The 25,778-nt window shown below is 52.7% G+C and carries 26 protein-coding genes; 14 read left to right on the top strand and 12 right to left on the bottom strand.

Translation table 11 applies throughout. The features are described from left to right. Positions 1 to 25 precede the first annotated feature (25 nt). Positions 26 to 730 carry a MotA/TolQ/ExbB proton channel family protein gene (locus IEY39_RS26350; protein WP_188937304.1) on the top strand — a complete coding sequence of 235 codons (705 nt, stop codon included), beginning with the start codon at positions 26 to 28 and terminating at the stop codon, positions 728 to 730. A gap of 26 nt (positions 731 to 756) precedes the next feature. After that, entirely contained in the window at positions 757 to 1,161 is a 405-nt protein-coding gene (locus tag IEY39_RS26345; RefSeq protein WP_188937303.1) for an ExbD/TolR family protein, read from the top strand. A gap of 37 nt (positions 1,162 to 1,198) precedes the next feature. On the opposite strand, the gene IEY39_RS26340 is transcribed toward IEY39_RS26345, so the two are convergent. Both IEY39_RS26340 and prmC read right to left on the bottom strand, forming a co-directional pair. Continuing rightward, positions 1,199 to 2,539, bottom strand: coding sequence for a carbohydrate porin (locus IEY39_RS26340; RefSeq protein ID WP_188937301.1), 1,341 nt, complete (start codon positions 2,537 to 2,539; stop codon positions 1,199 to 1,201). Positions 2,540 to 2,601: 62 nt separating this feature from the next. Beyond that, a complete protein-coding gene (gene prmC, locus IEY39_RS26335; protein WP_188937299.1) occupies positions 2,602 to 3,447 on the bottom strand; it encodes a peptide chain release factor N(5)-glutamine methyltransferase in 846 nt (281 codons plus the stop codon). Positions 3,448 to 3,505: 58 nt separating this feature from the next. Here prmC and ribD point away from each other — a divergent pair, with 58 nt between their 5' ends. The 3 genes from ribD to IEY39_RS26320 are packed head-to-tail and all read left to right on the top strand — an operon-like array spanning position 3,506 to position 6,956. Beyond that, positions 3,506 to 4,522: a bifunctional diaminohydroxyphosphoribosylaminopyrimidine deaminase/5-amino-6-(5-phosphoribosylamino)uracil reductase RibD gene (gene ribD / locus IEY39_RS26330; RefSeq protein WP_188937298.1), complete on the top strand. Its 1,017-nt coding sequence runs from the start codon at positions 3,506 to 3,508 to the stop codon at positions 4,520 to 4,522. Further along, entirely contained in the window at positions 4,476 to 5,126 is a 651-nt protein-coding gene (locus IEY39_RS26325; protein ID WP_229689104.1) for an IMPACT family protein, read from the top strand. Before ribD ends, IEY39_RS26325 begins: the two co-directional genes overlap by 47 nt. A gap of 48 nt (positions 5,127 to 5,174) precedes the next feature. Next, entirely contained in the window at positions 5,175 to 6,956 is a 1,782-nt protein-coding gene (locus IEY39_RS26320; RefSeq protein ID WP_188937297.1) for a hypothetical protein, read from the top strand. Here IEY39_RS26320 and IEY39_RS26315 read toward each other — a convergent pair. After that, entirely contained in the window at positions 6,934 to 7,836 is a 903-nt protein-coding gene (locus IEY39_RS26315) for a 3-hydroxyacyl-CoA dehydrogenase family protein (RefSeq protein ID WP_188937296.1), read from the bottom strand. The two genes, IEY39_RS26320 and IEY39_RS26315, sit on opposite strands and share 23 nt — an antisense overlap. A gap of 7 nt (positions 7,837 to 7,843) precedes the next feature. Beyond that, positions 7,844 to 8,479: a carboxypeptidase-like regulatory domain-containing protein gene (locus IEY39_RS26310; protein ID WP_188937295.1), complete on the bottom strand. Its 636-nt coding sequence runs from the start codon at positions 8,477 to 8,479 to the stop codon at positions 7,844 to 7,846. Between the two features lie 163 nt (positions 8,480 to 8,642). On the opposite strand from IEY39_RS26310, the gene IEY39_RS26305 reads away from it, so the two are divergent. Continuing rightward, positions 8,643 to 9,743 (top strand): Mrp/NBP35 family ATP-binding protein, encoded by a 1,101-nt coding sequence (locus tag IEY39_RS26305; RefSeq protein WP_188937294.1) that lies wholly within the window; start codon positions 8,643 to 8,645, stop codon positions 9,741 to 9,743. Here IEY39_RS26305 and IEY39_RS26300 read toward each other — a convergent pair. Beyond that, positions 9,740 to 10,237: a hypothetical protein gene (locus IEY39_RS26300; RefSeq protein WP_188937293.1), complete on the bottom strand. Its 498-nt coding sequence runs from the start codon at positions 10,235 to 10,237 to the stop codon at positions 9,740 to 9,742. The two genes, IEY39_RS26305 and IEY39_RS26300, sit on opposite strands and share 4 nt — an antisense overlap. Before the next feature lie 48 nt (positions 10,238 to 10,285). Between IEY39_RS26300 and IEY39_RS26295 the strand changes: the two genes are divergently transcribed. The 3 genes from IEY39_RS26295 to IEY39_RS26285 are packed head-to-tail and all read left to right on the top strand — an operon-like array spanning position 10,286 to position 12,542. Next, complete coding sequence (locus IEY39_RS26295; RefSeq protein WP_188937292.1) at positions 10,286 to 10,897, top strand: FMN-binding negative transcriptional regulator; 612 nt, start codon at positions 10,286 to 10,288, stop codon at positions 10,895 to 10,897. A gap of 9 nt (positions 10,898 to 10,906) precedes the next feature. Continuing rightward, positions 10,907 to 11,728, top strand: a complete 822-nt coding sequence (pyrF, locus tag IEY39_RS26290) for an orotidine-5'-phosphate decarboxylase (RefSeq protein WP_188937290.1) — start codon at positions 10,907 to 10,909, stop codon at positions 11,726 to 11,728. A 43-nt stretch (positions 11,729 to 11,771) separates the two neighbouring features. Further along, entirely contained in the window at positions 11,772 to 12,542 is a 771-nt protein-coding gene (locus tag IEY39_RS26285) for a hypothetical protein (protein WP_188937289.1), read from the top strand. A 152-nt stretch (positions 12,543 to 12,694) separates the two neighbouring features. Here IEY39_RS26285 and IEY39_RS26280 read toward each other — a convergent pair whose 3' ends face one another. The 5 genes from IEY39_RS26280 to IEY39_RS26260 are packed head-to-tail and all read right to left on the bottom strand — an operon-like array spanning position 12,695 to position 17,573. Beyond that, positions 12,695 to 13,918: a cation:dicarboxylate symporter family transporter gene (locus tag IEY39_RS26280; protein ID WP_188937287.1), complete on the bottom strand. Its 1,224-nt coding sequence runs from the start codon at positions 13,916 to 13,918 to the stop codon at positions 12,695 to 12,697. Then, the gene (gene kynU, locus IEY39_RS26275; RefSeq protein WP_188937286.1) at positions 13,915 to 15,228 is read right to left on the bottom strand and encodes a kynureninase; all 1,314 of its coding nucleotides are present in this window, start codon (positions 15,226 to 15,228) and stop codon (positions 13,915 to 13,917) included. Before kynU ends, IEY39_RS26280 begins: the two co-directional genes overlap by 4 nt. A gap of 53 nt (positions 15,229 to 15,281) precedes the next feature. Continuing rightward, positions 15,282 to 16,334 carry a DUF4097 family beta strand repeat-containing protein gene (locus tag IEY39_RS26270; RefSeq protein ID WP_188937284.1) on the bottom strand — a complete coding sequence of 351 codons (1,053 nt, stop codon included), beginning with the start codon at positions 16,332 to 16,334 and terminating at the stop codon, positions 15,282 to 15,284. Beyond that, on the bottom strand, positions 16,309 to 17,022 hold the full coding sequence (locus IEY39_RS26265) for a hypothetical protein (RefSeq protein ID WP_188937283.1): 714 nt from the start codon (positions 17,020 to 17,022) through the stop codon (positions 16,309 to 16,311). The genes IEY39_RS26270 and IEY39_RS26265 overlap by 26 nt, the downstream gene beginning before the upstream one ends. Beyond that, positions 17,019 to 17,573: an RNA polymerase sigma factor gene (locus IEY39_RS26260; protein ID WP_229689103.1), complete on the bottom strand. Its 555-nt coding sequence runs from the start codon at positions 17,571 to 17,573 to the stop codon at positions 17,019 to 17,021. Before IEY39_RS26260 ends, IEY39_RS26265 begins: the two co-directional genes overlap by 4 nt. A 142-nt stretch (positions 17,574 to 17,715) precedes the next feature. Here IEY39_RS26260 and IEY39_RS26255 point away from each other — a divergent pair, with 142 nt between their 5' ends. From IEY39_RS26255 to IEY39_RS26245, 3 genes are read left to right on the top strand one after another with little or no spacing between them, the layout of a single operon-like run. Further along, on the top strand, positions 17,716 to 18,906 hold the full coding sequence (locus IEY39_RS26255) for an acyl-CoA dehydrogenase family protein (protein ID WP_188937280.1): 1,191 nt from the start codon (positions 17,716 to 17,718) through the stop codon (positions 18,904 to 18,906). Next, the gene (locus tag IEY39_RS26250; protein ID WP_188937278.1) at positions 18,903 to 19,442 is read left to right on the top strand and encodes a shikimate kinase; all 540 of its coding nucleotides are present in this window, start codon (positions 18,903 to 18,905) and stop codon (positions 19,440 to 19,442) included. The genes IEY39_RS26255 and IEY39_RS26250 overlap by 4 nt, the downstream gene beginning before the upstream one ends. Continuing rightward, the gene (locus IEY39_RS26245; RefSeq protein ID WP_188937276.1) at positions 19,439 to 19,834 is read left to right on the top strand and encodes a DUF423 domain-containing protein; all 396 of its coding nucleotides are present in this window, start codon (positions 19,439 to 19,441) and stop codon (positions 19,832 to 19,834) included. The genes IEY39_RS26250 and IEY39_RS26245 overlap by 4 nt, the downstream gene beginning before the upstream one ends. Here IEY39_RS26245 and IEY39_RS26240 read toward each other — a convergent pair. Next, positions 19,829 to 21,691 (bottom strand): sensor histidine kinase, encoded by a 1,863-nt coding sequence (locus IEY39_RS26240; RefSeq protein ID WP_188937275.1) that lies wholly within the window; start codon positions 21,689 to 21,691, stop codon positions 19,829 to 19,831. The genes IEY39_RS26245 and IEY39_RS26240 overlap by 6 nt on opposite strands. 131 nt (positions 21,692 to 21,822) lie before the next feature. Between IEY39_RS26240 and IEY39_RS26235 the strand changes: the two genes are divergently transcribed. Together IEY39_RS26235 and lolA1 are read left to right on the top strand one after the other, a co-directional pair. Continuing rightward, positions 21,823 to 24,396: an FtsK/SpoIIIE family DNA translocase gene (locus IEY39_RS26235; RefSeq protein WP_188937273.1), complete on the top strand. Its 2,574-nt coding sequence runs from the start codon at positions 21,823 to 21,825 to the stop codon at positions 24,394 to 24,396. 98 nt (positions 24,397 to 24,494) lie between these two features. Further along, positions 24,495 to 25,169: an outer membrane lipoprotein periplasmic chaperone LolA1 gene (lolA1, locus tag IEY39_RS26230; RefSeq protein ID WP_188937268.1), complete on the top strand. Its 675-nt coding sequence runs from the start codon at positions 24,495 to 24,497 to the stop codon at positions 25,167 to 25,169. Positions 25,170 to 25,183: 14 nt separating this feature from the next. Here the strand turns inward: lolA1 and IEY39_RS26225 are convergent, their stop codons facing one another. Then, a complete protein-coding gene (locus IEY39_RS26225) occupies positions 25,184 to 25,747 on the bottom strand; it encodes a UbiX family flavin prenyltransferase (protein WP_188937266.1) in 564 nt (187 codons plus the stop codon). Positions 25,748 to 25,778 lie beyond the last annotated feature (31 nt).

Raw genomic sequence — 25,778 nt, 5'->3', positions numbered from 1 at the left:
TGCTGTAAATCTTTACATTTACCACATGAATTTATTCTTCCTGCAGGTAATCATCGATTCAGCAAAGATCAAAGACAGCCTGGACAGAGCCGCCCAGATAGCAGCCCAGCAAAAACAAACTTTATGGGATATCCTGCTCAAGGGCGGCCCCCTCATGATCCCCCTGGCTATTCTCCTGGTGATAGCCCTCTTCGTCTTTTTCGAACGCTATCTTGCCATCAAAAAAGCCTCGAAGATGGATGATAACTTCATGAGCATCATCCGCGACAATATCATCAGCGGGAACATCCAGGCCGCCCGCAGCCTGTCGAAGAATACCAATACGGCGGTGGCCCGGATGATCGACAAGGGCATCCAGCGGGTCGGCAAGCCCATCGATGCCATCGAGCGGAGCATGGAGAATGTGGGGAAACTCGAACTCTATAAGATGGAAAAGAATCTGAGCATCCTCTCTATGGTAGGTTATATCGGTCCTTTGTTTGGATTTTTGGGCACCATTGCCGGGATGTTCCAACTGTTCTACAGCATCGCCAACACTGGGGAGTACAGCATCTCCAACATCGCGGGCGGCATCTATGTAAAAATGATCTCCTCGGCGTCCGGGCTTATCATCGGTATCATCGGCTACGTGGCCTATCGCTACCTCAACGCCCAGATCGACAAGGCTACCAACAAGATGGAAGTGGCCAGCGCCGATTTCATCGACATCCTGCAGGAACCCACGCGATAGACAAGTCAATCAATTCATCCTTTGACATGAACTTAAGAAGAAGACATAGAGAAGAAGCCGAAGTCCATACGGGTCCACTGAACGATATATTGTTCATTCTGCTCCTGTTCTTTCTTATTGTTTCCACGCTCGCCAACCCGAATGTGGTCAAGCTGTCGCAGCCTAAGTCCAAAAGCGACACCAAGGCCAAACAGACGGTGGTAGTCTCCATCGATGCCAATAAGCAATTCTATGTGGGCACTACCAAGGTCACGATAGATGAATTAAAGGCAAAACTCCAGCCCTTTCTCGCAAAGGAGCCCGACCAGCCATCCGTCGTCATCAATGCGGATAAATCTGTGCCGGTCGACGACGTTGTACAGGTGATGCGGGTAGCCCGCGACCTTGGGGCCCGCACGGTGCTGGCGGTTGATAAGAATGGTGCTCAATAATTCAATAGGTTACAACGGCCTTCCGGCGCGGGGAACACTAAAACTCCACGTGCACCCGCGCCGCAAACAAATGAACCGGCCCCCGGTCCTTATTATAAGCAGGGTTTTGGACAAACTGGTAATCCAGCGTTCCCCAGATATTCGTAAAAAGCTTCGCCTCGTAAAAGACTTCCGCGATGTTCTCCCGGCCGTAATGCGGCAATTGCCCGTCGCCGATCATAAATCCATATCCGCCAATGGCCAGGAAGTCCCGGTGATCCTTTGAAATGCCGTTGCTCAGCAACGCCACCCCGATGTTGTCCGCCTTCCGCTTCCAGGAATCCCCATAGATGCGTATCCCGCCGCTGAGGGTATTATCGATCTCCGCAAACGCCCAGGTGGCCGTCTTACCGTCATTCCACCCCAGCCGCAGGAAGGTGCTGATCGCATGGCCCAGTTCCTGCTCGGCATTGAGGCCAAACCCTATCTTCTTATCGCCATATCGAATTCCGGTATTGATGATCGCCAGGTTGGTGTCCGAACCGGATAGTTTGCTGTTGATGATATCCCGGTATTTGGGCGCCTTGTTGACATTGTAAAACCCGAGCAGCCGAACGGCGCCTTTGTGTCCGTGAAGGGTATAGCGTTTCTCGAATTCGAGGTTCTCGCTGTTGGTTTGGAAATAATGCTGATCCATATCCGGACCGTTGGCATACGTTGGTTCCAAAACTGTTCCTGCCCGCAGGGTCCAGCCGGGTTTCACCAGTTCGGCAACAAAGCCATAGGTATACCCCCGGGTGTTGGCGGCATAGTCATAGGCACCGTTGTTCATCAGGGCCCAGTTCATGAAATCCATCCGGGGCTCGTGGCTCACATTGCTGTTGTCAAAAAAGTCGCCCAGCGAGAATTTTCCGGCGGTGAGGGTGATGCGGGAGGTCGAAACCCGCTCCTTCACCTGGTTGGCATCGTCTTCGAGGTCCTCAAAATGGTCTTTGTCGAGAAAAATATGCTGCCGAAGGAAAAGGCGTCCGGTGTAGACTGTCGGCTCCGGGTTGCCGATACGGAAGGTCTCGCCATTGGGGAAACCAGCTATCCCCAGCGTGCTGCTCACCCCACGTCCCCCGGCCATTTCGGGATTCCAGAAAGCGGAAGCCCCTTTCCAGAGGGAATGGCCCACGTAGATGGTGCTGGTCACCGAATAAGCCTTCTCATGGCCGGGTTGCAGGCTGTTGGTGCCGGAATAGGGTGCGGAAAAGGTGGGATGCCATTGTATGATCCCCGTGAACTGAAAATGCGTGCTCCAGCCGGAGTCGCTGAATAGGGCATCATTGGATTGAGAAAAAGCCGTTGCTGATGTAAGAAAGCCGATAAGCAGAAAGAAGAAGGTCCTGATTCGCATTAGAACTTTTTAATTCCGCGCGAAAATAGCTCACCAGGATATATAGGTAAAATATCTTATTGTTACCACGTTGCTTTTACCATCCGTTGCTTCCCCTGCAAGTCTTTCCGTAAAACCACCTCCCGCGCCCCCAGTTGGACGAGCAGGTTTTGCACCGCCATACCCATCTCTTCATGTATCTCGGCGAAAAGGGCGCCTCCGGTCGCCAGCCGCTGCCGGGCAAATTCCCCCAGGGCCCGGTAAAATACCAAGGCATCATCATTCGGAACGAAAAGTGCGGAACCAGGCTCATAATCAGTAACATGAGTCGCCATTGTGGGCTTTTCGGCCACCGGGATATAGGGTGGGTTGCTCACCAGCCAGCGCAGGGGTGGTAACTCCGCCCACCGGCCGCTATCCAAAAAATCCAGCTCGAAAAAGCCAACTCTTACCCCCAGTTCGTGGGCATTCCTCCGGGCAACCGCTAATGCATCCGCGCTAACATCACAGGCATACACATCCACCGCAGCCAACCTATGGGCCAGCGTCACTGCGATACACCCGCTGCCCGTACCCACATCCAGCAGCCTGCCCTCTCCGGAGGCCTCGGCGATGACCCACTCCACCAACTCTTCGGTCTCGGGCCTTGGGATCAGCACCCGCTCGTCGACATAGAACTTCAGCCCCCCAAACCAGCTTTCCCCCAGCACATACTGTACGGGCCGGTGGGCCAGCAACTCATCGCGGCAGCTTTCGTAGACGGCTAGCACCACCGGCGGCATCGGCTCCGTCCGGATCATCATTCGCTGTAATTTCTTCTTGCCGCTGATCGCTTCCATCACCCAATCGGCGATGACAGCCGCTTCCCGTTCGCCATACAATGGAGTCAGCCCGCCGGCCAGTTCTTTTTGCGCAGAAAACCAATCCATCCGGTAAAAATAGCCCGTTTAAGTTTAAATTTGCGCCTTGATCTCACCGGAAACATACATGCATCGATGCCTCGAACTGGCCCGGCTTGGCGCCGGCCACGTCGCTCCGAACCCGATGGTTGGCGCCGTGCTGGTGTTTGAAGACCGCATCATCGGAGAAGGCTATCATCGGCAATACGGCAAGGCTCACGCCGAGGTCAACTGCATCGACTCGGTTAGCGAGGCGGACCGCGACCTCATCTCCCGGTCGACCATCTACGTCTCGCTGGAGCCCTGTGCGCATCATGGCAAGACGCCACCCTGCGCTGATCTGCTTATCGCGAAGAACATCCCCCGGGTTGTCGTCGGTTGTCGCGACCCCTTCCCGAAGGTGGATGGGAAAGGCATAGAAAAACTAAAAGCGGCAGGCATCGAGGTCACGCTGGGTGTCCTGGAAAAGGAATGTATCGACCTCAACCGGCGCTTTTTCACCTTCCATACACGACACCGACCCTATATTGTACTGAAATGGGCGCAGAGCGCCAACGGGTATATTGCCCGCCCCGGCGAGCGAACGCCCATCTCAAACGAATATACCAACCGCCTCGTCCATAAATGGCGTTCGGAAGAGGCTTCCATCCTCGTCGGCCCCCGTACGGCCCTCATCGACAACCCGGCGCTTACGGCCCGCGGCTGGACGGGACCCGATCCCATCCGGCTGGTGATCGACAAAGACCTCCAGCTGCCAGCCGGCCTGCAACTCTTCGACAGGAAGGTGAAGACGATCGTATTCAATACCTTGAAACACGAAGAAGAGAACAACCTCCTATACTACCAGGTGGCTGAAGACAGCAGCCTGGTCAACCAGCTCATCACCGCCCTTCATCGCTTGAAGATAGATAGTGTGCTCGTCGAAGGTGGCGCCCGTCTGCTTCAGTCCTTTATCGATGAGGGTGTCTGGGATGAGGCGCGGGTTATCACCAACAACGATCTTGTCATCCCCGCCGGACTACCGGCCCCCCGTTTGCAAAACGCGAATCCCATATCCCATGAAAGCCTATTGTCTGATACTATTCGTTATTACCATCATGACTGATCAGGATTTCTATTACACCATCGGGAAAAGCGGAAAAGCCGAATTCAAAGACAGAGGCAGCAAGTTCATCGGTTATGTCTGTCCGGTCTCTTCCGTGGACGAGTTTAAGGAAAGACTCAACGACATTAAGAAAGAACATCCCAAAGCCACGCATCATTGTTTTGCCTACCGGCTTGGCCTCGATGGCAACACCTTCCGCGTAAGCGATGCCGGCGAACCCTCCGGCACCGCCGGCCGGCCAATCCTGGGGCAGATAGACAGCAAGGGACTTGTCAACGTGCTGGTGGTCGTGGTGCGTTATTTCGGGGGCACCCTGCTGGGCGTACCAGGGCTCATCAATGCCTATAAGTCCGCTGCCGCGCTTGCGCTTCAGACGACCCCGCTGGTGCAGAAGCCGGTGGAAAAGGAATTCGTCGTGCAATTCGACTATACGCAGATGAATGAGATCATGGTGCTGGTGAAACAATACAATTGCCGGGTCGTCCGGCAGGAAATGCAACTTTTTTGCAATATGACTATTGCCATACCCCGCAACAGGGTCACCGAAGTCAGTTATAAGTTGCACGAACTCAGGAATGTAGAACTTTCGCCCGCTGTAGTATAATTTTGAGGTCCACTTAAGCGTTTTAAGCGGTAACCCAATCGTAACCCTTTGAAAAAACTACTCTCTGCCCTGACCGTGACCATTCTGACAGCATCCCTCATCGGCTTCATCGCCTGTAATAAGGATTCTTCTGCCAGCAATACCACCTCCGGCAGCAACGATATTCCTCCCGACATCACCGTAACAGCCAGCCTGCAAGGCCGCGTGGTCGACGAAAATGGCGTGCCCGTGCAAGGGGCTGCCGTCACCAGCGGCACGGTCAGCACTACGACTGACATCAATGGGTTATTCAACTTTTCCAATATCAGTCTTTCGAGCCGTTTTGGTTACGTACAAGTGGTGAAGAGCGGTTATTTCACCGGCAGCAGAAGTATCATCACCAATAGTGGCGCTTCCAATTATGTCACCATACAACTGACGCCCCGGACGGCTACCGCAACTTTCCCGGCCGCTTCCGGTGGGACCATCTCCGTCCAGCCCGGCGACAGTGCAGCCTTCACCGCCAACTCCATAGTCAGCGCGGCAACAAACGCCGCCTACACCGGGACGGTGCATGTATTCGCCACCTACCTCGATCCCACTGCCGCCGATCTCTATAAACATATGCCCGGCGATCTCAGGGGCATCGGCAGCGATGGAAAGGAAACGGCCCTGCAAAGCTTTGGAATGCTCAGGGTAGAGTTAGAAGATGACGCAGGCAACAAGCTGCAGATCGCATCCGGGCAGAAGGCTACCCTTACCTGGGCGATACCCGCAACCTTACAATCTTCTGCTCCGGCTACCATTCCGCTGTGGTATTTTAATGATTCCACCGGCCGCTGGATCCAGCAGGGTTCCGCCACCCGCCAGGGTAACAACTATGTGGGGACGGTGAGCCATTTCTCCTGGTGGAATTGCGATGCGCCTATCGGAACGGTCGTTTTTAAATTGCATGTAAAAGATCAATACGGTAATCCGATACCCCACACCTATGTTGAATTCACCTCTTCCACCATGGGGACCAGGGGCGGCTATACCGATGCCAATGGCTTTGCGCAGGGTTTGATCCTGAAGGGGCAGGCCCTGGTGATGAAGGTGGTGACGGAATGTGGTAATGTGATGGGCGGGATCAATGTCGGTCCGGCATTGCAGGATCAGGACCTGGGCACAGTCACTATAAACGTGAATCCTGTTGATCTGACCCTGACGGGCACCGTTGTAGACTGTAGCAACAACCCCGTAGATAGCGGAATGGTCAATGTCACTATAGACGGGCTCGATTATCGTGCTGCCGTGACCAAGGGCGCCTTTACTCTCCCCATAGTCCGGTGTTATGCTACGGCGGCGAATATTCCGGTGACGCCCACTGACTTTATAGGGCAGCAGACGGGTTCGACAACCACCATCAACGCCGGCTCCGGCCAGGTGAAAGTAGGGCAACTGTCGGCCTGTGGTATTACTAATACGCAATTCGTCACGGTGACGGTGAATAACGCCACTTACAACTGGACCACCCCCACGCCGCCCAACACCATTACCTATCAGGTTTCAACCGGGTCTATCGGCACGACACCCGCTACTTTCGAGCAGATCCTGGCTTCGGATAATTCTACTCACAGGCTCAGTCTCAATTTGACGAACCTTTCGGGTACGGGTCAGTATTCGGCTTATATGACGCTTAACGCGCCCAACACCAATTACGCTTATGGTAATCCGGTAACCTGTAATGTTACCTCCTTTGGCGCCGTAGGCAGTTTTATCACCGGGACGTTGAGCGGCAATCTGAAGGATACCATAACCAATACATCCTATCCCCTCACCGGCAGTCTCAAAGTGCAGCGGACTCAGTAAACCGGGCGCTGACGACCAGGTCTTTGCTGCCGTGGGTATACTTGTAAAACCCTTCGCCGCTCTTGATGCCGAGGTAACCTGCCGTGACCATATTGGTCAGCAAGGGGCAGGGGGCATATTTAGGATTGCCAAAACCATCGTGTAATACGTGGAGGATGGACAGACACACATCGAGCCCGATGAAGTCCGCCAGTTGCAGCGGCCCCATAGGGTGCGCCATTCCTAATTTCATGATCGTGTCGATTTCGTTGACTCCTGCCACGCCTTCATAGAGGCTGTAGATGGCTTCGTTGATCATGGGCATAAGGATGCGATTGGCGATGAATCCGGGATAGTCGTTTACGACACAGGGGGTCTTACCCAGTTTCTCCGCCAGCGTTACCACCTGCCGGGTCACCGAAGCATCGGTCGCATACCCATTGATCACCTCCACCAGCTTCATCACCGGCACCGGGTTCATAAAGTGAAGGCCGATGACGGCCGCCGGCCGCCGCGTCACCGAAGCGATCTTCGTTATCGAAATAGAGGAAGTGTTGGAAGCCAGGATACAACCCATGGGCGCATGCTCGTCCAGTTGACGGAAGATGCTCAACTTTAATTCGGTATTCTCGGTAGCTGCTTCGACGATGAGGTCGGCCTTGGAGACGCCCGCAGGTATCTCGGTATAAGTGGTGATGGCATGCAGGGTCGACTTCTTATCATCCTCCGTCAGCGCCCCCTTGGCTATTTGCCTGTCGAGGTTCAGCGCTATCGTTTTCAACGCTTTTTCCAGTTGGTGCGATGAGGTATCTATCAGGCTGACGGTAAATCCTTTCTGTGCGAAGACATGCGCGATGCCATTGCCCATGGTACCGGCGCCAATTACGGAGATATTTTGCATATGGAAGCTAGTTGTTATTTCGGAAATCTCCCCGCTTCCAGGCCTGGATGAAGTCAGCCCAGGCAAGGGGATTGAAGATGTTCTGCGGCGGGGTCTGCCCGGTGTAGTAATAGCGTTGGGCGCTTTGTCGCAGATAGGTGCTCGTCGCCTCGCCTGAGCTTGCGGGAAGGTTCCTGGCGAGTATCCGCCGCTTGGCGGCATCATTGTTTTGACGGGCTATTTCAATGTCGTCATCCGGAACTTTCGTGTTGACGAAGTCCCGTTCGAATTGCTCTCTTGTCGGCCGGGCCGCGATGATCGTGGCGGGCAGATATTGGGCATCCACCGTCATTAATTGAATGAGACTAATTTGGTTACCACGAGTCGTATCCGAAACATGATACGTAATAGGCTTATAGCCGATGCTGGTAAATTCTATCACATCACCTTTCAGCACGACAAGGGAAAATACCCCCTGATCGTTCGACAGCGTACCCCGTCCTCCTCCTTTTACTACCACACTCACGGCCGGTATCGCCTTCAGGCTGTCGGCTGTCATTATGACACCATATAGTTCTACGACGGAGTCTTTAAGCTTGTCAAATTGAGCATGTACGGCGAAGGGGGCGGACAGAAGCAGAAAGTATAGTACAAATTTTTTCATTCAGCTGAAAACTTCAAGTTTTGTCAATTAGGTGCAAATTAAACTTTTAAAAGTGCAAATCGCAAACAAAGTAAGGCCGCCATTGGTTAATTTTGTCTCAAAATAACCTTTTTAACAAAATCTTGCTAAACTGGGCGGAGCCCAGTTTACAAATCTAATAAATATGACCACGGAAAAAGTTTTACAAGCTCTTAGCAACGTACAGGAACCCGATCTGGGAAAGGACATTGTGACGTTGAACATGGTGCAGAATCTGGAGATCGACGGTAACTATGTGGCTTTTACCGTTGTCCTTACTACGCCGGCATGTCCGCTGAAAGATCATATCAAGAATGCCTGTATCAATGCAATAAAGCTGCTTGTAAATAAAGACGCGACTGTAAATGTGAAGTTTACAGCCAACACCACCACCCAGCGAAAAGATGCGCGCGAAATGCTGCCGAAAGTGAAGAATATCATCGCCGTCGTCAGCGGCAAGGGTGGGGTAGGCAAGAGCACTGTTGCCGCCAATTTCGCTCTGGCTCTGGCTCGCGGTGGCGCCAGTGTCGGATTGATGGATGCCGATATTTATGGCCCCAGTGTGCCCATTATGTTTGGCGTGAGGGGACAACGCCCGATGATGATGCAGGGTGGTGAGAATGGCAAAGGGCTCATCGTGCCGCTGGAAAAGTATGGTATCAAACTGATGAGCATCGGGTTGCTGGTAGATGAAAAGAATGCCGTCGTCTGGCGCGGACCGATGGCCAGCAGCGCTATCCGGCAATTTGTCACCGATGTGTTCTGGGACGAGCTTGACTATCTTGTCATCGACATGCCTCCGGGTACGGGAGACATCCATCTCACGCTGATGCAGACGGTTCCCGTGACGGGTGTCATCGTCGTTACGACGCCCCAGGACGTTGCGCTTGCCGATGCGAAGAAGGGCATTGCCATGTTTGGCCAGGCACAGCTGAAGGTCCCGATCATCGGGCTGGTGGAGAACATGAGCTACTTTACACCGGCAGAGCTGCCCGATCACAAATACTACATTTTCGGAAAGGAAGGCGGCAAAAGACTCGCCGAAGAATATGATCTGCCTTTCCTGGGCCAGATACCGCTTGTGCAAAGCATCCGCGAAGGCGGGGACACCGGTGTTCCTATCATGATGAGCGATGACGCCGTCACCAGGAAGGCGTTTGTCGATTTTGCCGGCAACGCAGCCCGCAGCATCGCGATGCTGAATGCAAACATTAGGGCAGATAAAGTGGCCGAGGTAGTTGCTTAAAAGGATAATCTCGCCCGACAATAGTTGAGAAAGACGCGGATCAGCAGGAACAACACCAGTCCCAGCAGGAGGCCGCCTATCAGCCCGCTGAAACCGCCGATAAGCAGGACAGCTATTCCGCTGAGGTGAAGGTGAAAGAGGCGGTTGATAAAATAAAACCCTATCTCCCCGATGAGGATACCGCTGAGGCAGCCGGTAACGGCTACAACGGTTTTAAATCCCGCGCCGATGCTTTTCCTATACAGCCCCACCAGCACGCCTGCGGAGAGGACACCCGCCACTACCAGCCCGAAAAGGACAAGCATCGCCAGCGTCGCGATCATCGAACCGGCAAGCGTAGCCCCTATTATAATCGAAACAAACGCGATGCCCAACGCCAGCAGGAAAAGATTGAATTCGTCGTCATCATTCAGATGCGGGACGGATGGATCCTGGGCATAGCCGCTTACGGCCAGGAGAAGGACAACGAGGATGAGGATCAGCAGGCGCTTCATAGAAAGACAGGTATTCCTTAAAAATACACTTTTTTCGTAATTTGCAGCATGTACATTCCCCGCCGCTTCGAAGAAAAAGACAAATCAACGATCTACGACTTTATCCGCGCCAACTCCTTTGCCATCCTCGTTTCCATTCAGGAAGGGCGGCCCATCGGCACCCACATTCCGCTGCATCTCGAAACAGGTGCAGACGGAAAAGACTTCCTGACAGGACATATCTCCATCGGCAACGAACAGAAGCATACGCTTACCGAAGGTGCGCGCGTGCTGGCTATCTTCGCCGGTCCGCATGCCTATGTCTCCCCCCGCTGGTATACGCAGATTAATGTCCCCACCTGGAACTATATCGCCGTTCATATCTACGGCACGGTCACCATTATGGAGGGCGAAGAACTGCGTACAGCGCTTTCCCGGCTCGTCGATACCTATGAACAACACCTGCCCCACCCGATGCGTATCGACGATATCCCCGAAAAGATGCTGCACGACAACCTCCGCGGCATCATAGGGTTTCGCATCGCCATCGACGAGATACAGGCGGCTTACAAGCTCAGCCAGAACCGCGATGAGCAGAGCTATCACCAGGTGATCGATCATCTCTCACAGGGAGACGAAACAGCCCGCGCTGTTGCTGCAGAAATGAAAAAAAGACGCTAGCTTTGCGCCATGACTCGCCAGCAGCTGATAGCCCGCATCCGCAACACGGGTTCCTACCTTTGTGTCGGGCTCGATTCGGAAAAAGCAAAACTCCCTCGCCATCTTCTCTCCCATCCCGATGCCGGAGACATTGTGTATGAATTCAACCGGCAGATCATCGACGCGACAAAAGACTACTGCGTAGCTTACAAGATCAACACTGCCTTCTATGAGGCTGATGGTGTTAAAGGCTGGGAGACTTTGGAAAGGACTGTCAACTATATCCCCTCCACCCACTTCAAAATTGCCGACGCCAAGCGTGGCGACATCGGCAACACCTCTTCTCAGTATGCCCGGGCTTTTTTTGAGACGCTGAATTTCGATGCGGTCACTGTGGCCCCGTATATGGGTGAGGACAGCGTGAAGCCTTTCCTCGAATACAAGGACAAATGGACCATCCTGCTGGGGCTGACCTCCAACCCGGGCTCGCGCGACTTCGAATTACAACCCGCGGGGAATGGGCTCTTATACGAAAAAGTGCTGACTACGGCTGCCGGCTGGGGCAGTCCGGACAACCTGATGTACGTGGTGGGGGCAACACAAGCCGCTGAATTCACCCGCATCAGGAGTCTCACTCCCGACCATTTTTACCTTGTACCCGGGGTGGGCGCTCAGGGCGGGAGTCTCGAAGCCATCTCCAGGAATGCGATGAACAAGGACGTAGGTCTGCTCGTCAACGCCAGCCGCGCCGTCATCTATGCTTCCGCCGGCGAAGACTTCGCGCAGGCCGCGGGGTCCGTAGCAGCCGAATATCACCGTGAGATGCAACAATACCTCACTATACTCAGGTAGAATGCGAGCTTCCACGTAAATTCGGTACCTAATTTTCAGTTATATGAACAATTGGGTGGGTGGTTTGATAACCTTGATAAGTGGAAGTGCCATATGGGAAGGAGTAAAATTCTTTTACCCGAGTATCTCCAGGGAAATAAAGACATACAGGGAGGCGTATAAAAATCTTTACGAGAGTATTGACCCTATCCTGAAAGCTGCGGATGAGTTGTATGGTAAGCTGATCTCTATCGCGAATGAAGATTTCTCCACATTTACCAATAGGGGAAAATCGAACGCAACGGATGTCGACTTGAACCGGAAATATATTTATTATCTATTTGCTCAATTTTTGGCTCAGCTGGAATATATCAGGATGAAAAGTCAGTATTCTTCCATCTCTAAGATCAGAAAGGGTAGGGAATTGCTTAAATTCATTGAGACCTATGAGTCACGAACTTTCAGATTGGTAGATAGATCTATTCAGCGAATGATTGGCGAAAGTTTGATCTTAAATTCTACAGGTTCATATAAGGTCATGAGTTTAAGCCAGTTTTATATCAACATTCACGATGCTTCCTCTAAAAGTAATATATGGATAAAGAAGATCGAGGACAAGCTATTGGCCACAAACGATAAAGAAGTACGCCAATCAGTACTTGTTTTTGGAGTGATTGTAGCTGCGTTGATAAATCATTTTGATCCTAAAAGCAGAATAGTCAGAAGCCGTAAGATTTATAAAAACAAGTTGAGTCGGGATAGCAAAAATAAAATCAGCAAAGTTCTTTTTACCAGTTATCTGCCGTTTATAAAAAATAAGGAAATATATTATTAAAAAAAGTGTCCGCCGGTTAACGCTGCCACTCAATAGGCAACAACCATTGGACAACTTCAGTAAGTTTGACAGTCGGTTTCTGCAGGACACCATAAAGGTAATAAGAAATTTGATTACAATTGACTAACTGATACTTTTTAGACTTCCCAACGTCAGGAATGCGCGTAAGTAATTGATTGATATTCCTTTTCACTCTTCGCGATGACCAGCGTGGCAACCCCATTGCCGATGATATTGGTGATGGCCCTGGCCTCGCTCATGAATTTGTCCACGGCCAGCAGAAAGGCCAGGCCTTCCACGGGTATCTTCTGGATGGCCGTCAACGTCGAGGCAAGCACGATAAACCCACTGCCCGTGACACCGGCCGCCCCCTTGGAAGTGACCATCAAAATACCTAAAATGGTGAGCAGCTCGCCGGGGGTCAGTGATACATTGTACAGTTGGGCGAGAAAAATGGTGGCCATGGACAAGTAGATAGATGTTCCGTCGAGGTTGAAAGAATAGCCCGTCGGCACCACCAGCCCAACCACCGGCTGGCTGCAACCCATCTGTTCCAGCTTGGCCATCAGCGAGGGCAGGGCTGCCTCGGAGGACGAAGTTCCCAACACGATGAGTATTTCCTCTTTGATATTCCGCAGATAGGTGAAGATATTCAGCTTGAAGTACCGCAGGATCGATCCCAACACAACGATAACAAAAAGGATCATCGTTGCGTACACGCTAAGCATCAGCTTCCCCAGCGGGATCAGCGTCCGGATGCCATATTTCCCGATGGTGAAGGCCATGCCGCCAAAGGCGCCTACTGGAGCCAGCAGCATGACATATTTCAATACACGGAATACCATGCGCGTGCATATCTCCAGCACTTTCATGATCTTTTCCCGCCTGGCCTGCATGCTAAAGACGATGCCTGCGATGATGGCCAGCACCAGCACCTGCAAGGTGAGGTTGGTTCGGAAGAATTCCCACCAGTCAAATCCTTTCGCACCCTGCACGACATATTTTTTGGCGTTCTGTATGGGAAGGCCCGCCCTGTCGATATGCCCCGGCTTGATGAGATAGGCCATGAAGATACCGATGGCCAGGGACAGCGTGGTCACCACCTCGAAATAGACCAGCGCTTTTACGCCGATGCGCCCCACTTTTCTGAGATTGCTCATCCCGGTGATACCCGTCGCGATGGTAAGAAAGATGATAAAGGGGATGAAGACTTTGATCACGTCGACAAACCAGTCACCAAGGGGTTGCATCTTCACCGCTGCCGCCGGTGCAAAGTAGCCCAGTAAAATGGCGGAAACGAGGGCCACGCCCACCAATAGGGTCAGATGCCGTAACAACCAGTCGATAAGCCGGAGAAGAGGATGCCTGGTGGTCATAATAGTTGCCGTAAGATATGGCAAAACCGGTAGACATCCTCGAAGGAGTTATACAACGGCGCCGGCGCCACGCGCACCACACCCGGCTCCCGGTAGTCGGTTACCACGCCCTCATCCATCAATTGCTGCTGGATGATCTTACCGCGGCCGGCAGCGCCAAAATGCAATGATAACTGCGCCCCCCGGCTTTCGGGCTCAGCAGGCGTGATCACCCGAAATGCCCCGTCTTCCAGCGACTCCAGCAGTGAAGCCAGATAGCCGGTAAGTTCTCTGCTCTTCGCCACCAGCCTTTCTATACCTGCTTCCTCAAAGATCGCCAGGCTGGCTCGCAGACAGGCCATATTAAACACCTGGGCCGTGCTCATGCTCCAGCCTTCGGCGGTGGGTTTTGGGATAAATCCCCCTAAGCCACCTCCGGTGGCTTGTCCGGAGGACAGACTTTGATGGTCCATTTGGAAGCGGCTCGTGCTGTCATTCCCCCACCAGCCACCCAGTCGCACCAGTGTTTTATCCTGGACATGCCGTTGATGGATAAAGGCCCCGCCTGCCGCACCGGGCCCGCCGTTGAGATATTTATACGAACACCACACCGCAAAATCCACCCCCCAGTCATGCAACGCCAAGGGCACATTCCCCACGGCATGCGCCAGGTCGAAACCAGCGACTGCTCCCGCCCTGTGCGTCGCAGCGGTGATCGTCGCCATGTCGAATACCTGGCCGGTGTAGTAGTTGAGCCCGCCAAACAACACCAGCGCGAGCGAACCCTTTTCCCTTTCGATGGCGGCCATCAGGTCTTCCTCCCGGATAAGGCTTTCTCCTTTCCGGGGCGCCACTTCTATGACGGCATCCTTTGGGTCGAAACCGTGCCATTTCACTTGCGTCTCCATGGCATACTGGTCGGAAGGAAAGGCGCCGGCCTCCATGATGATCTTATATCGTTGTGGGGTGGGGCGATAAAACGTAAGAAGCAGCAAGTGCAGGTTTACCGTCAGCGCGTTCATAACGGTCACCTCTTCTTCCAGGCAGCCGGCGATGCGCGCCAGGGGACCGCGAAGCGTTTGCGGATAGGTCATCCAGGGATTCCGGGCCTTCCAGTATCCTTCGATCGCCAGTTCCCGCCAGTCGATCAATTCCTGCCGGATCGACTCCTCCGCGGAAACCGGCTGCAACCCCAGCGAATTGCCGCAGAAGTAGATCATTTCGCCCCCTTCTCTTTTGGGAAAAACAAACCGGGAGCGAAAGCCCTGCAGCTTATCCTCCCGGTCTTTTTGTTGTGCATAAGCCAGTGACGGCTCGGTTATTTGCGGCATGCCATCTCGTTTGAACGCAAGATAAGCATTGTACCGTTTAGTCTGATAGCACGCTATCGCGCTTCCGATTCGCTGACAGAAGTCTTCTCCTTGTCCTTGTTCTTATGCTTGTTCCTTTCCTTATCCATCTTATCATCCTGATTTTCGTTGTCCTGGTCGCCGGCATAGGAGAGGCGCACCGACCCAAAGCTGCTCTTGATCTTTATCCTTGCCTTGCCATCGCCGGATTTCCCGCTATAATCCTTGTCGAAGTGCGGTCCATAGCTGCTGTCATCCTCCTTCTGTTCGTCGATGTTGATATCGCTTTCGTTGTGGAAATGGCCAAAGCTCGTGTGGACATCAAACTGCGCCGACAGGGTCTTGTCCACTACCACGCGTACCCCGGAGTAGGATTCGAAGACGGCAAGCTCGTTGATATTGTCGGCTACAATGAATTGTACATGCTGGGAGAACTCGCTGGTTATCTTCACATTTCCACCCACTTTGCCGATATGGGATTCCTTGTTGAACTTAAAAACGACTTTTCCATTGCTTACCGAAGCGATATAGGCCCGGCCGAACTCCACGTCGATCTGGTCTACATTATCCAGGTCGCCGGTGTTGAGGCTGCCGAATTTGCTCGTCAGCGTCACCAATCCCTTGAAGGCTGGTATTTCGGTCTTGCCAAAGCTGTTCTCTATCGCCAGCCGGTTGGCCGCCGGCATGTGTATGACATAGTCGATGTAGAAGCCGCGTTCGTTGTCACCGTGCCTGTTGCCGCCGCCGTTGTGGATATCACCGACCTTTGTCTTGAACCAGATGTTATTGCCGTCCTTGCCATCCTTGACGTCTATCCTGTTCATGATCGCCTGGGCTCGTTCTTCCGTGGAAGCCCTTGCGCTGATCTCGATGTCCACCGTGATCTCCTGTTTATCCCAGGTGGAGACTACGACATTGCCAAATGAATTCTCGATCTGCAACTTGTCATCGGCCGTCACCGAATAGTTCTTGTTAATCAGTCTCTGCTTCCTTACTTCCTGGTCGCCGCCTGCGGCACGGCTCATCACCGGAGCAGATAAGACAAGGAGCGTGACTGCCAGATTAAGTAGTCTTATATGCTTTTTCATACTCTGCCTTTTTTGAATGGTTGATTTGTTTGATGATGTCAAGCTGATGATTCAGTAATCCCATCTGCAGTTGAAGATTCTGTAACATCGCTTCTAAAAGTTGTTCACGATTGGGGTTTTTCGGTAGCTGACTTTGCAGGTTGTGATAGACACTGTCCAGTTTGCTGACATCGGAGGCGAACTGCCGGTACAGCAGCGGTTCGTCTTTTTCGATGGCTTTCAATTGGTTATGTTTTATCTCGACAAGCCTTGCATAGTGATACATTTCTTCGTCCATTGAATTCTCAAGGTCTCCTGCCTTGTTGTCCTCTTTGTTGTCCTGGGGCCGGATAGTAGCAAGCGTGGGCTCGTTCGATCTGGTCTGGGTCGTATCCTTTGTTGTTTGGGGGGCCTGGGCCAACGGAGCAACCTGCTTGCCGCCATCACCCGCGGGAGAAGTTTGAGTCTTGACCATCGGGGGTTGGGTCGTCGTCCGGGTGCCGAAATACCATACTGATCCCGCTATCAGGAGGACGACGGCTGCTGCTGCGCTGAATCTCCTCCAGTCAAGTCGGACGACCAGCGGGGGGCGTTTTTTTTTCCCGGGGTTCACCTCCTGAGCGATCTTCTCCCAAATTTTTTTGTCCGGCTCCTCCGTGTCGAATTCCTCCCGGTGATCTTGGACAAATTGTTCTAACCGGCTGTTCATGATGCTCCTTGTTTTAAATGTTGTAACAATTTTTGTTTGGCCCGCATGTACTGGGTTCTCACCGTGGCATGCGATACCTGCAGTATCTCTGCAATCTCTTCCTGGTCATATCCTTCAAAAAGATAGAGGGTCAGTACGGTGCGATAGCCGTTTGGCAATAATCCTACCGCTTTTTTGATATCCTCTATCCTCAACGCTATCTCGTTCTCATCCGGGGTGTCATCCTCCGGCAGGTGTCCGATATTGGTCTTTTCGATGTCGATCAGGTCCATTTTCCGTTTGCGCAATTGGTTGATGGATTTATTGATCACGATCCGTTTTAGCCATGCGCCGAAAGTGGATTTATAGTGGAAGTCTTCCAGGCTTCGGAAGGCGTCCGTAAAGGCCTCCTGCAATACGTCCTCCGCATCCCCCGTATGGTTGACGATGCGCAGACTCGTGTTGTACATCGCCTTGGAATATTTCTGGTAGAGTTCGCCGAAAGCCCGGGAATCCCCTCGCTTGCAGCTTTCAACCAGTTCGTCGTGTAGTATTGGTTCCGTTAATTCCAATTCGGCTATTTTAGCGTTCATTGTGTTCCGGCGACAGGCTTAAACCCCGTCTCCTGCAAATAAGTACACATGTCTTTTCGGCATGTTGCATCAAAGTCTAAAAAACAGGCATTTTTCTTACTTTTGACCAAAACCGCTCGCCATGGCTGTCACGTCAAAAGTAGATGTTTTTCAAAGCCCTGATTACTTTCGCCTGGATGAATTACTCACCCAAGAACACCTGTTGGTCCGCGACGCGGTTCGCACCTATGTCAAGAAAGAGATCTCCCCAATTATCGAAGACTGCGCCCAAAAGGCAGAATTTCCGCAAAAGATCGTCGCCCAACTGGGAGAATTAGGGTGTTTTGGCCCTACCATCCCCGAAGAATATGGTGGCGGGGGGCTCGATTATATAAGCTACGGGCTGATGATGCAGGAGTTGGAACGTGGCGACAGCGGGGTCCGGTCGACGGCTTCCGTCCAGGGTTCCCTGGTGATGTATCCCATTTATGAGTATGGCAGTGAAGAACAGCGACGTAAATACCTCCCCAGACTGGCGAGCGGCGAATGGCTGGGCTGTTTTGGCCTGACCGAGCCCAACCATGGCAGTGACCCCGGAGGAATGTTGACAAATATCAAAGATGCCGGCGATCATTATATCCTCAACGGCAGCAAGATGTGGATCAGCAATGCCCCTTTTGCCCAGGTGGCCGTGGTTTGGGCAAAGGATGAGGAAGGTATCATCCGGGGGCTTATTGTCGAGCGTGGCATGGAAGGCTTCTCCACCCCCACCACCCATGGCAAATGGAGTCTGCGGGCTTCCGCCACGGGGGAATTGGTTTTTGACAATGTCCGTGTCCCGAAGGAAAACCTCCTGCCCAATGTCCAGGGATTAAAGGGGCCCCTGGGTTGTCTCACCAAGGCCCGCTATGGCATTGCCTGGGGCGTCGTAGGGGCTGCCATGGACTGTTATGATACGGCTCTCCGGTACAGCATGCAGCGGGTACAGTTCGGCCGACCCATCGCGGGCTTCCAGTTGCAGCAGAAGAAGCTGGCCGAGATGCTGACCGAGATCACAAAGGCCCAGCTGCTCAATTGGCGGCTGGGAGTGCTCATGAACGAGAACAAGGCGACACCCGCCCAGGTGTCGATGGCCAAACGCAACGGTTGTGAGATAGCTGCCAACATCGCCCGGGAAGCCCGGCAGGTGTTGGGTGGGATGGGCATCACCGGCGAATACCCGATCATGCGCCATATGATGAATATAGAAAGCGTGCTTACTTACGAGGGCACCCATGACGTGCACCTCCTCATCACCGGAATGGATATCACCGGATTAAACGCATTTAAATGAAAATATTTCTCATTGGCTTCATGGGCTCCGGCAAAACGCACTGGGGCCAGCGGCTGGCAAAAAAGCTGGAGCTGCCTTTTTACGATCTGGACAGCCTTATCGTCGAAAAAGAGAGTAGGTCGGTTGCCGACATTTTCGCCGACCAGGGCGAAGAATACTTCCGTTTCCTGGAAAAGGAAACCCTCGAATCGGTGACCGAACAGCAGGAAAGCTTTATCCTTTCCTGTGGCGGCGGCACCCCCTGCTTCTTTAACAACATCGAATTCATGAAGAAGAGCGGCAAGGTCATCTGGCTGAATACCTCGGTCGATGTGCTCCGGCAGCGGCTGCAAAGGGAGAGATTGAGCCGGCCGCTTATTGCAGAGATCACCGAAGACGACCTGCAACGCTATATCATCCGGAAACTAAGCGAACGCCGCATGTATTACCAGCAGGCAGATGTGACGGTGAGCGAAGAAAATACCAACCTTGACGAACTGATACAAATTTTATTACGAAACGAACAAGAACCCGATAGACTGAAAGAAGAATTATGAATCGGAATTTTTTATCTGTCGCAGCATTACTGGGCGCGCTATCCGTCGCCCTTGGCGCCTTTGCCGCCCACAAGTTAAAAACAATGGTAGGCCCCGATACGGTGGCGATCTTCGAGACCGGCGTACGGTATCAATTCTACCATGTCTTCGCCCTTCTTTTTGTTGCCTTCCTCTCCGAAAAGATCCACAACAGGTGGATGATCTGGGCCGGCAACTGCTTTATCATGGGCATCGTCTTTTTCTGTGGTTCGCTTTACGTCCTTACGGCCCTCACCATCGCCGAGAACACCCACCGCACCCTTGCAGGCATCGCCACCCCCATCGGCGGCGTCTTCTTCATCGCTGGCTGGATCTTTCTGTATCTTGGGGTGGCGAGAAAGGATAAATCATAAGGTTAAATAGAACGTTGTTCGCGTTCCCTCCTTGTTCTCGATATTGAACCCGCCATCGATGGAGGCCATCCGCTTTTTCATATTGTTGAGGCCGTTGCCGAATTTTCGCAGCTTTTCCATATTGATGCCTACCCCATCATCCTGGATCTCGATGACCAGCCGGTCGTTGACCGAAATATTGATCTTCACCACACTGCTCTGCGAATGCTTTAACACGTTATTCAACGCCTCCTTCACCGACAGGAAGATATTCCGGCGTTTCTCCCCGGTGATCTCCCGGGGCGGGATGGAAGCCGGCATGGTAAAATAACAGTCGATGGCAGTATTCTCGAAGAACTCCACGGCATAACTACGGATATAAGCAATGAGGTTTTCCACCGAATCGTTGCTGCTGGTCATCGTCCAGATGATGGTATTCATCTTATTGATGAGTTCGTTGGCGGAATTGGAGATCTTCTCTATTTCCGGCAGGGTCTGGTCTTTCATCTTGCTCTTGACGATCTCGCTCATCAGGCGGATGGCCGTTACCCCCGAACCTAGTTCGTCATGCATGTCCACCGAGATGCGGTTGCGCTCGTCCTGCTTTGCCGCCAGCACGGCTACCTGTTTTTCCATCTCCTTACGCTCGGTTTCCAATTTCAGCTTTTCCTCCTTCTGGATGCTGACAATTATCTCCATCTTGTTCTTATAGCTGAGGGCGAAAAGGAAGAAAAGCGTCTCAACGGTGATGCCCACTTCATAATGGAACAGCGAGGCATTGAGAACGGAGACCCCGCTGACGATCTTGATGTTCATCGAGATCATCACCAGGGAAATGATCGACAGCAGGCAAAGGGAGATGTTACCCATGACGATATAGTTCATCAGCCGGTTGTGATAGCCCAGGCCTTTGATGATAAAGATCGTGGAGGTAGCCAGCAGCAGCAGCTTGGTGTACGTCTCGAGGTTATTGGCGAGGCGGAAATCCGGGGAGAAGTAAAAGGCCAGGGTATAAAGACAGGTGAGGATCGCGATGCCGGCAGAGCCCCAGAGCAGGTAACGGTCCAGCGCCTTGTAATGCTTACTGGTCTCCAGGAATTTGCGATGGAAGATGATATAACAGATGTAGCCTGCGGAGAAGATGATATTGTCCAGGAAACCCTCGAAGAAAAAATTGAAGGAGGTGGTCACATTGTGCAGTGTCGCCTTGAGGAAGAGAAGCACGCCGATGCAGATGGAATAGCCGATGTAGTACAGGAATTCGGGTTTCTTGCTTTGGATATATTCGCTGAAGGCATAAAAGATCATCATCAGCATGAGGCCGGCAAACAGGTTGGTGATGACATCGATGGAAGTCTTATTGCGGTGCTGCAGGACGATGCCTTCTGTGATGAGGGTATCCCGGGTGAGAGTGGGATTGATGGAATTGGAGGGCGCCTTGATATAGGACAGGGCGGCGAAAAAAGTGGCGCTATCGTGTGGCGCGAGGGTTATCTTCCGGTATCCGAGACTGTCAGCATCGTTCGGCAGCTCGCGTGGCAGGGCCTCGACGTGTGAACCGCCGGGCGTAAGCCGGTAGAGCTCGATGGTGTCGACAAGCCAGCCGGGACAGAAAAAGACGCTTTGCTGCACGTCGCTGCGATTGGTGAGGAAAAACCGCAGGATAGTCTTTTTGTTGATGAGCGCCGGCGCCATGAAATGGATGTATTTCCGGGTGTCCTGCTTGTAGGGTAGGGAAGGCAGTTGCTGGATGGCAATATTTTTGTTGTCGGAGAAATAGTACCAGGTGTTGGGGGAAATATCGTTCAGCAGGCCGGCACGGGTCAGGTCGGCTGCGGGGGTTAGTTGGGAAGTTTGGGCCTGGTTTTCAAGCCGCATTATCAATAGGAAAAGGCCCAACCAACATGCTTTAAGGATATTCACGCCCTTTTTTTTAATTGTAAAGTAAATAATTTTATAATTGTCCTCTAAACCGGACGGAGTCCGGCTGTAATATTATCTTTGTATCCATGGCAAACCGACTGAAGTCAAAGAAGAGCCAGAAGCCCGCTGCCGACAAGAAGCTGAAGCCTGAAAAGGAATCCCAGGTCACCGTAAAGCAGCTTGTCAAAGACGAACGTACCCATAAGATCACCGGGGCCGTTTTTCTCCTGCTGGCCATCTTCCTGTTTATTGCTTTTACTTCCTATCTCTTCACCTGGAAAGAAGACCAGGACAAGGTCTTTCATGGCGCTTCCATCCTGCTTCCTTCCTCCAATGTAAAAGTAAGCAACCTGCTGGGAAACCTTGGCGCATTGGTTTCGCATGAATTCTTTTTCAAAGGTTTTGGCCTGGCCTCTTATTTCTTTTGCTCCATCTTTTTTATCATCGGGGTCAACCTGCTTTTTGCCCGGCGAATATTCTCTATCAGCCGCAACCTCCGGTATGTGCTGGCGGGCCTGCTCTTTTTTTCCGTAGCAGCGGCCTTTGTCACCCATGGCATGGACTTCCCCTGGGGTGGCGCTGTCGGGGATATGATCAGCGACTGGCTCACCCGTTTCCTGGGTTGGATCGGCACGGCCGCCCTGTTGCTGGTGGCGGGTCTGGCCTACATCATCTGGCGGTTTAACCCCGTATTCCATGTCCCTTCCCTGCCCAAGAAGGAGCAGGCGGCGGCGCCTGTCCCTGTCCCCGAACCCGTCGAGCCGGAGAAACCTGCACCAAAGGAGAAGGGTAAAAAAGGCGCAAAGTTATTCGTCGATGAATCCTTTAATAATGGCAAAGGCAATGTGTTGAAGGAAGACGGCGGCATCGTTGCCATCGCGCCGCCACTGGAGGAAGAGCCGCATATAGAGTTCACCGTCACCGAACGCGAAGGTTCCGGGGAGGCGCCGTTCGACCCCGATCCCATCCTGGCGGAAGCCGAAGAAGAGGACGATATCGATGAAGAACCCGGCGAAGAACCGCCGCCACCGTTGAAGATGCCGCCCATTCCGCCACTGGCGAAGACACCCGGCGATCTGCAATTGGAGATCAAGACTGCCCCCGAACCACCCGCAGAGCCCGAGGCGGCAGGGGAGGAATCCCTTATTCCGGAGAATATGCCGGATTACGAACCTACGCTCGATCTCCGGGACTATAAGTACCCTGGCCTCGAGCTTCTCGAAGCGCACGGCAGCGAAAAGATCGTCCAGGACCCATCCGAACTGGAAGCCAACAAAAACCAGATCATCAATACCCTCAAGAACTACGATATTTCCATCTCGAAGATCAGCGCAACGGTAGGCCCCACCGTCACCTTGTATGAGATCGTGCCCGCCGCGGGCGTGCGCATTTCCCGGATCAAGAACCTGGAAGACGATATCGCGCTTAGCCTGGCCGCATTGGGTATCCGCATCATCGCCCCCATCCCCGGGAAAGGAACGATTGGGATAGAGGTTCCCAACGTAAAGAAGACCGTGGTCAGCATGCGTACCCTGCTGTCCTCGGATAAATTCCAGCACAGCAACTTCAACCTGCCGATTGCAATAGGGAAGAAGATAGATAATGAAAATTTCATTGTCGACCTGTCTTCCATGCCTCACCTGCTGATGGCGGGCGCTACCGGACAGGGGAAGTCGGTTGGTCTGAATGCTATCCTGGTCTCGCTGCTCTATAAGAAGCATCCTTCCCAACTGAAGCTGGTGCTGGTAGACCCCAAAAAGGTGGAGCTGAGCATCTACCGCACTATCGAAAAGCATTTCCTCGCCAAACTGCCGGGTGAAGAAGAAGCCATCATCACCGACACGAAGAAAGTGGTCCATACCCTCAATGCGCTCTGTATCGAGATGGACAACCGGTACGATCTGCTGAAGGAAGCCAATGCCCGCAATATCAAAGAATACAACGAGAAGTTTATCAAGCGGCGGCTCAATCCCCAAAAAGGCCACCAATACCTGCCCTTTATCGTGCTGGTCGTGGATGAGTTTGCCGATCTGATCATGACCGCCGGCAAGGAAATAGAAATGCCCATCGCCCGCCTTGCCCAATTGGCGCGTGCCGTCGGCATCCACCTGATCATCGCCACCCAACGCCCCTCGGTCAATATCATCACGGGTACCATCAAGGCCAACTTCCCCGCGCGCATCGGGTTCAAAGTGTCTTCCAAGATCGACTCCCGGACGATTCTCGACGCCGGCGGGGCCGATCAGCTCATCGGGAAAGGTGACATGCTCATTTCTTACAACGGGGAGATCACCCGGCTCCAATGCGCTTTTGTCGACACTCCCGAAGTGGAAGCGATCACCCAATTCATCGGCCGGCAAAGGGGCTATCCCGAGTCCTACAAACTACCGGAATATGTCGATGAGAAGGAGATGGAGGCAAAAGACTTCGATCTCGGCGATCGTGATCCCCTCTTCGAAGAGGCCGCAAGGCTTATTGTCGTCAACCAATTGGGCTCCACCTCGCTTATCCAGCGCAAGATGAAGCTGGGTTACAACCGGGCCGGGAGACTCATGGATCAGCTGGAAGCCGCGGGTGTCGTTGGACCCGGCCAGGGCAGCAAACCCCGCGACGTGCTGATCAAGACCGAGCACGAACTGGAGCATTATCTTAATCCTTAGCCAATTTTTAGCAGCGCAACCTGCAGCTCTGGCTGTTTTAAACTATCTTCGCGGCGCATAGTCTATGAGGCTGTAATACAACAATTAAAAAACTCAACGTGAACAAAAAATCTATTTTCTTTTGTCTCATACTCGCAGCAGGCGGATTGCTGGCGCAGGCTCAGAATAACAGTCTTGGCAAGAATGACCCTGCCGCTAAAAAAGTGTTGGACGGCCTCAGCGCAAAGTTGAAATCCTTCAAGGCGGTGCAGTCGGGGTTTACCCTGACGGTAGCGGATGCCAACGACAAAATACAGGGCAGCAAAAGCGGAACCATCTATATCAAAGGCAATAAATATCACATCAACGTTGTCGGCGGCCAGGATATCTTCTGTGATGGAAAGGATGTGTGGACCTATGACAAATCATCCAACGAAGTGACGATCACCAAGTCGGACCCCAGCACCCAAACCATCACCCCGGATAAGATCTTTACCGATTTCTACGACAAGGATTTCCTCTACAAGCTGAATGGCGAATCGAAGATGGGCGCCCACATCGTACAAGAAGTAGAACTCACCCCGACGGATAAGTCAAAACCTTTCTTCAAAGCCCTGCTGTATATCGACAAAACAGCGCATACCCTTGTCAGTATCAAATGGTTTGACAAAGGCGGAACCAAGTATACCCTTCAGACGAATAAGCTCAACGGCAACGCCACCTTCACTGATGCACAGATAGCCTACAACAAGGCTAAGTTCCCCGGCGCGGAAGAGGTAGACCTGCGCAACTGATCTTCGGGTGGGTCTTATTCCGTGGTTCCCCAACGAAAGGTATCGATTTTCAACCCTGCCAGGTCGATGACCCGGTCTACAACCGTGGCCGCCACTTCGTCGATGGTTTTGGGAAGGCTGTAAAAGGATGGCGTAGCCGGGCAGATGATGCCCCCCGCCAGCGTCACCGTTTCCATATTGCGGATATGCATGAGGTTATAAGGAGTATCGCGAACCACGCAGATGAGCTTGCGCCGCTCTTTAAGGATGACGTCGGCAGCCCGGGTGATCAGATCGGAAGAAACACCCGTCGCAATGCGGCCAAGAGTCCCCATACTGCAGGGAATGATGATCATGGTGTCGTATTTCCCAGAACCCGAGGCAAAAGGCGCCATAAAATCGCGTGGCGAAAAGAAGGGAAAACCATGATTCGACCAGGCCGTGTTGCCCAACTCTGTCTGCCACACCTCCTTAGCGTTATCCGACATGACTACGGCTACCGACTCCCATTGCCCGCGCAGGGCGGCCAGCTTATCCAGCAGGAGCCGGGCATAGATGGAACCGCTGGCGCCGGTGATGGCCACGACAATTTTGCGCATATAATCTCGTTATATTTGTGCGAATAGTAAC

The sequence above is a fragment of the Puia dinghuensis genome (assembly GCF_014642875.1).
GTDB lineage: Bacteria > Bacteroidota > Bacteroidia > Chitinophagales > Chitinophagaceae > Puia > Puia dinghuensis.
The sequence above is the reverse complement of the archived record's forward strand: the minus strand, read 5'-3'. Positions and strand labels throughout refer to the sequence as shown.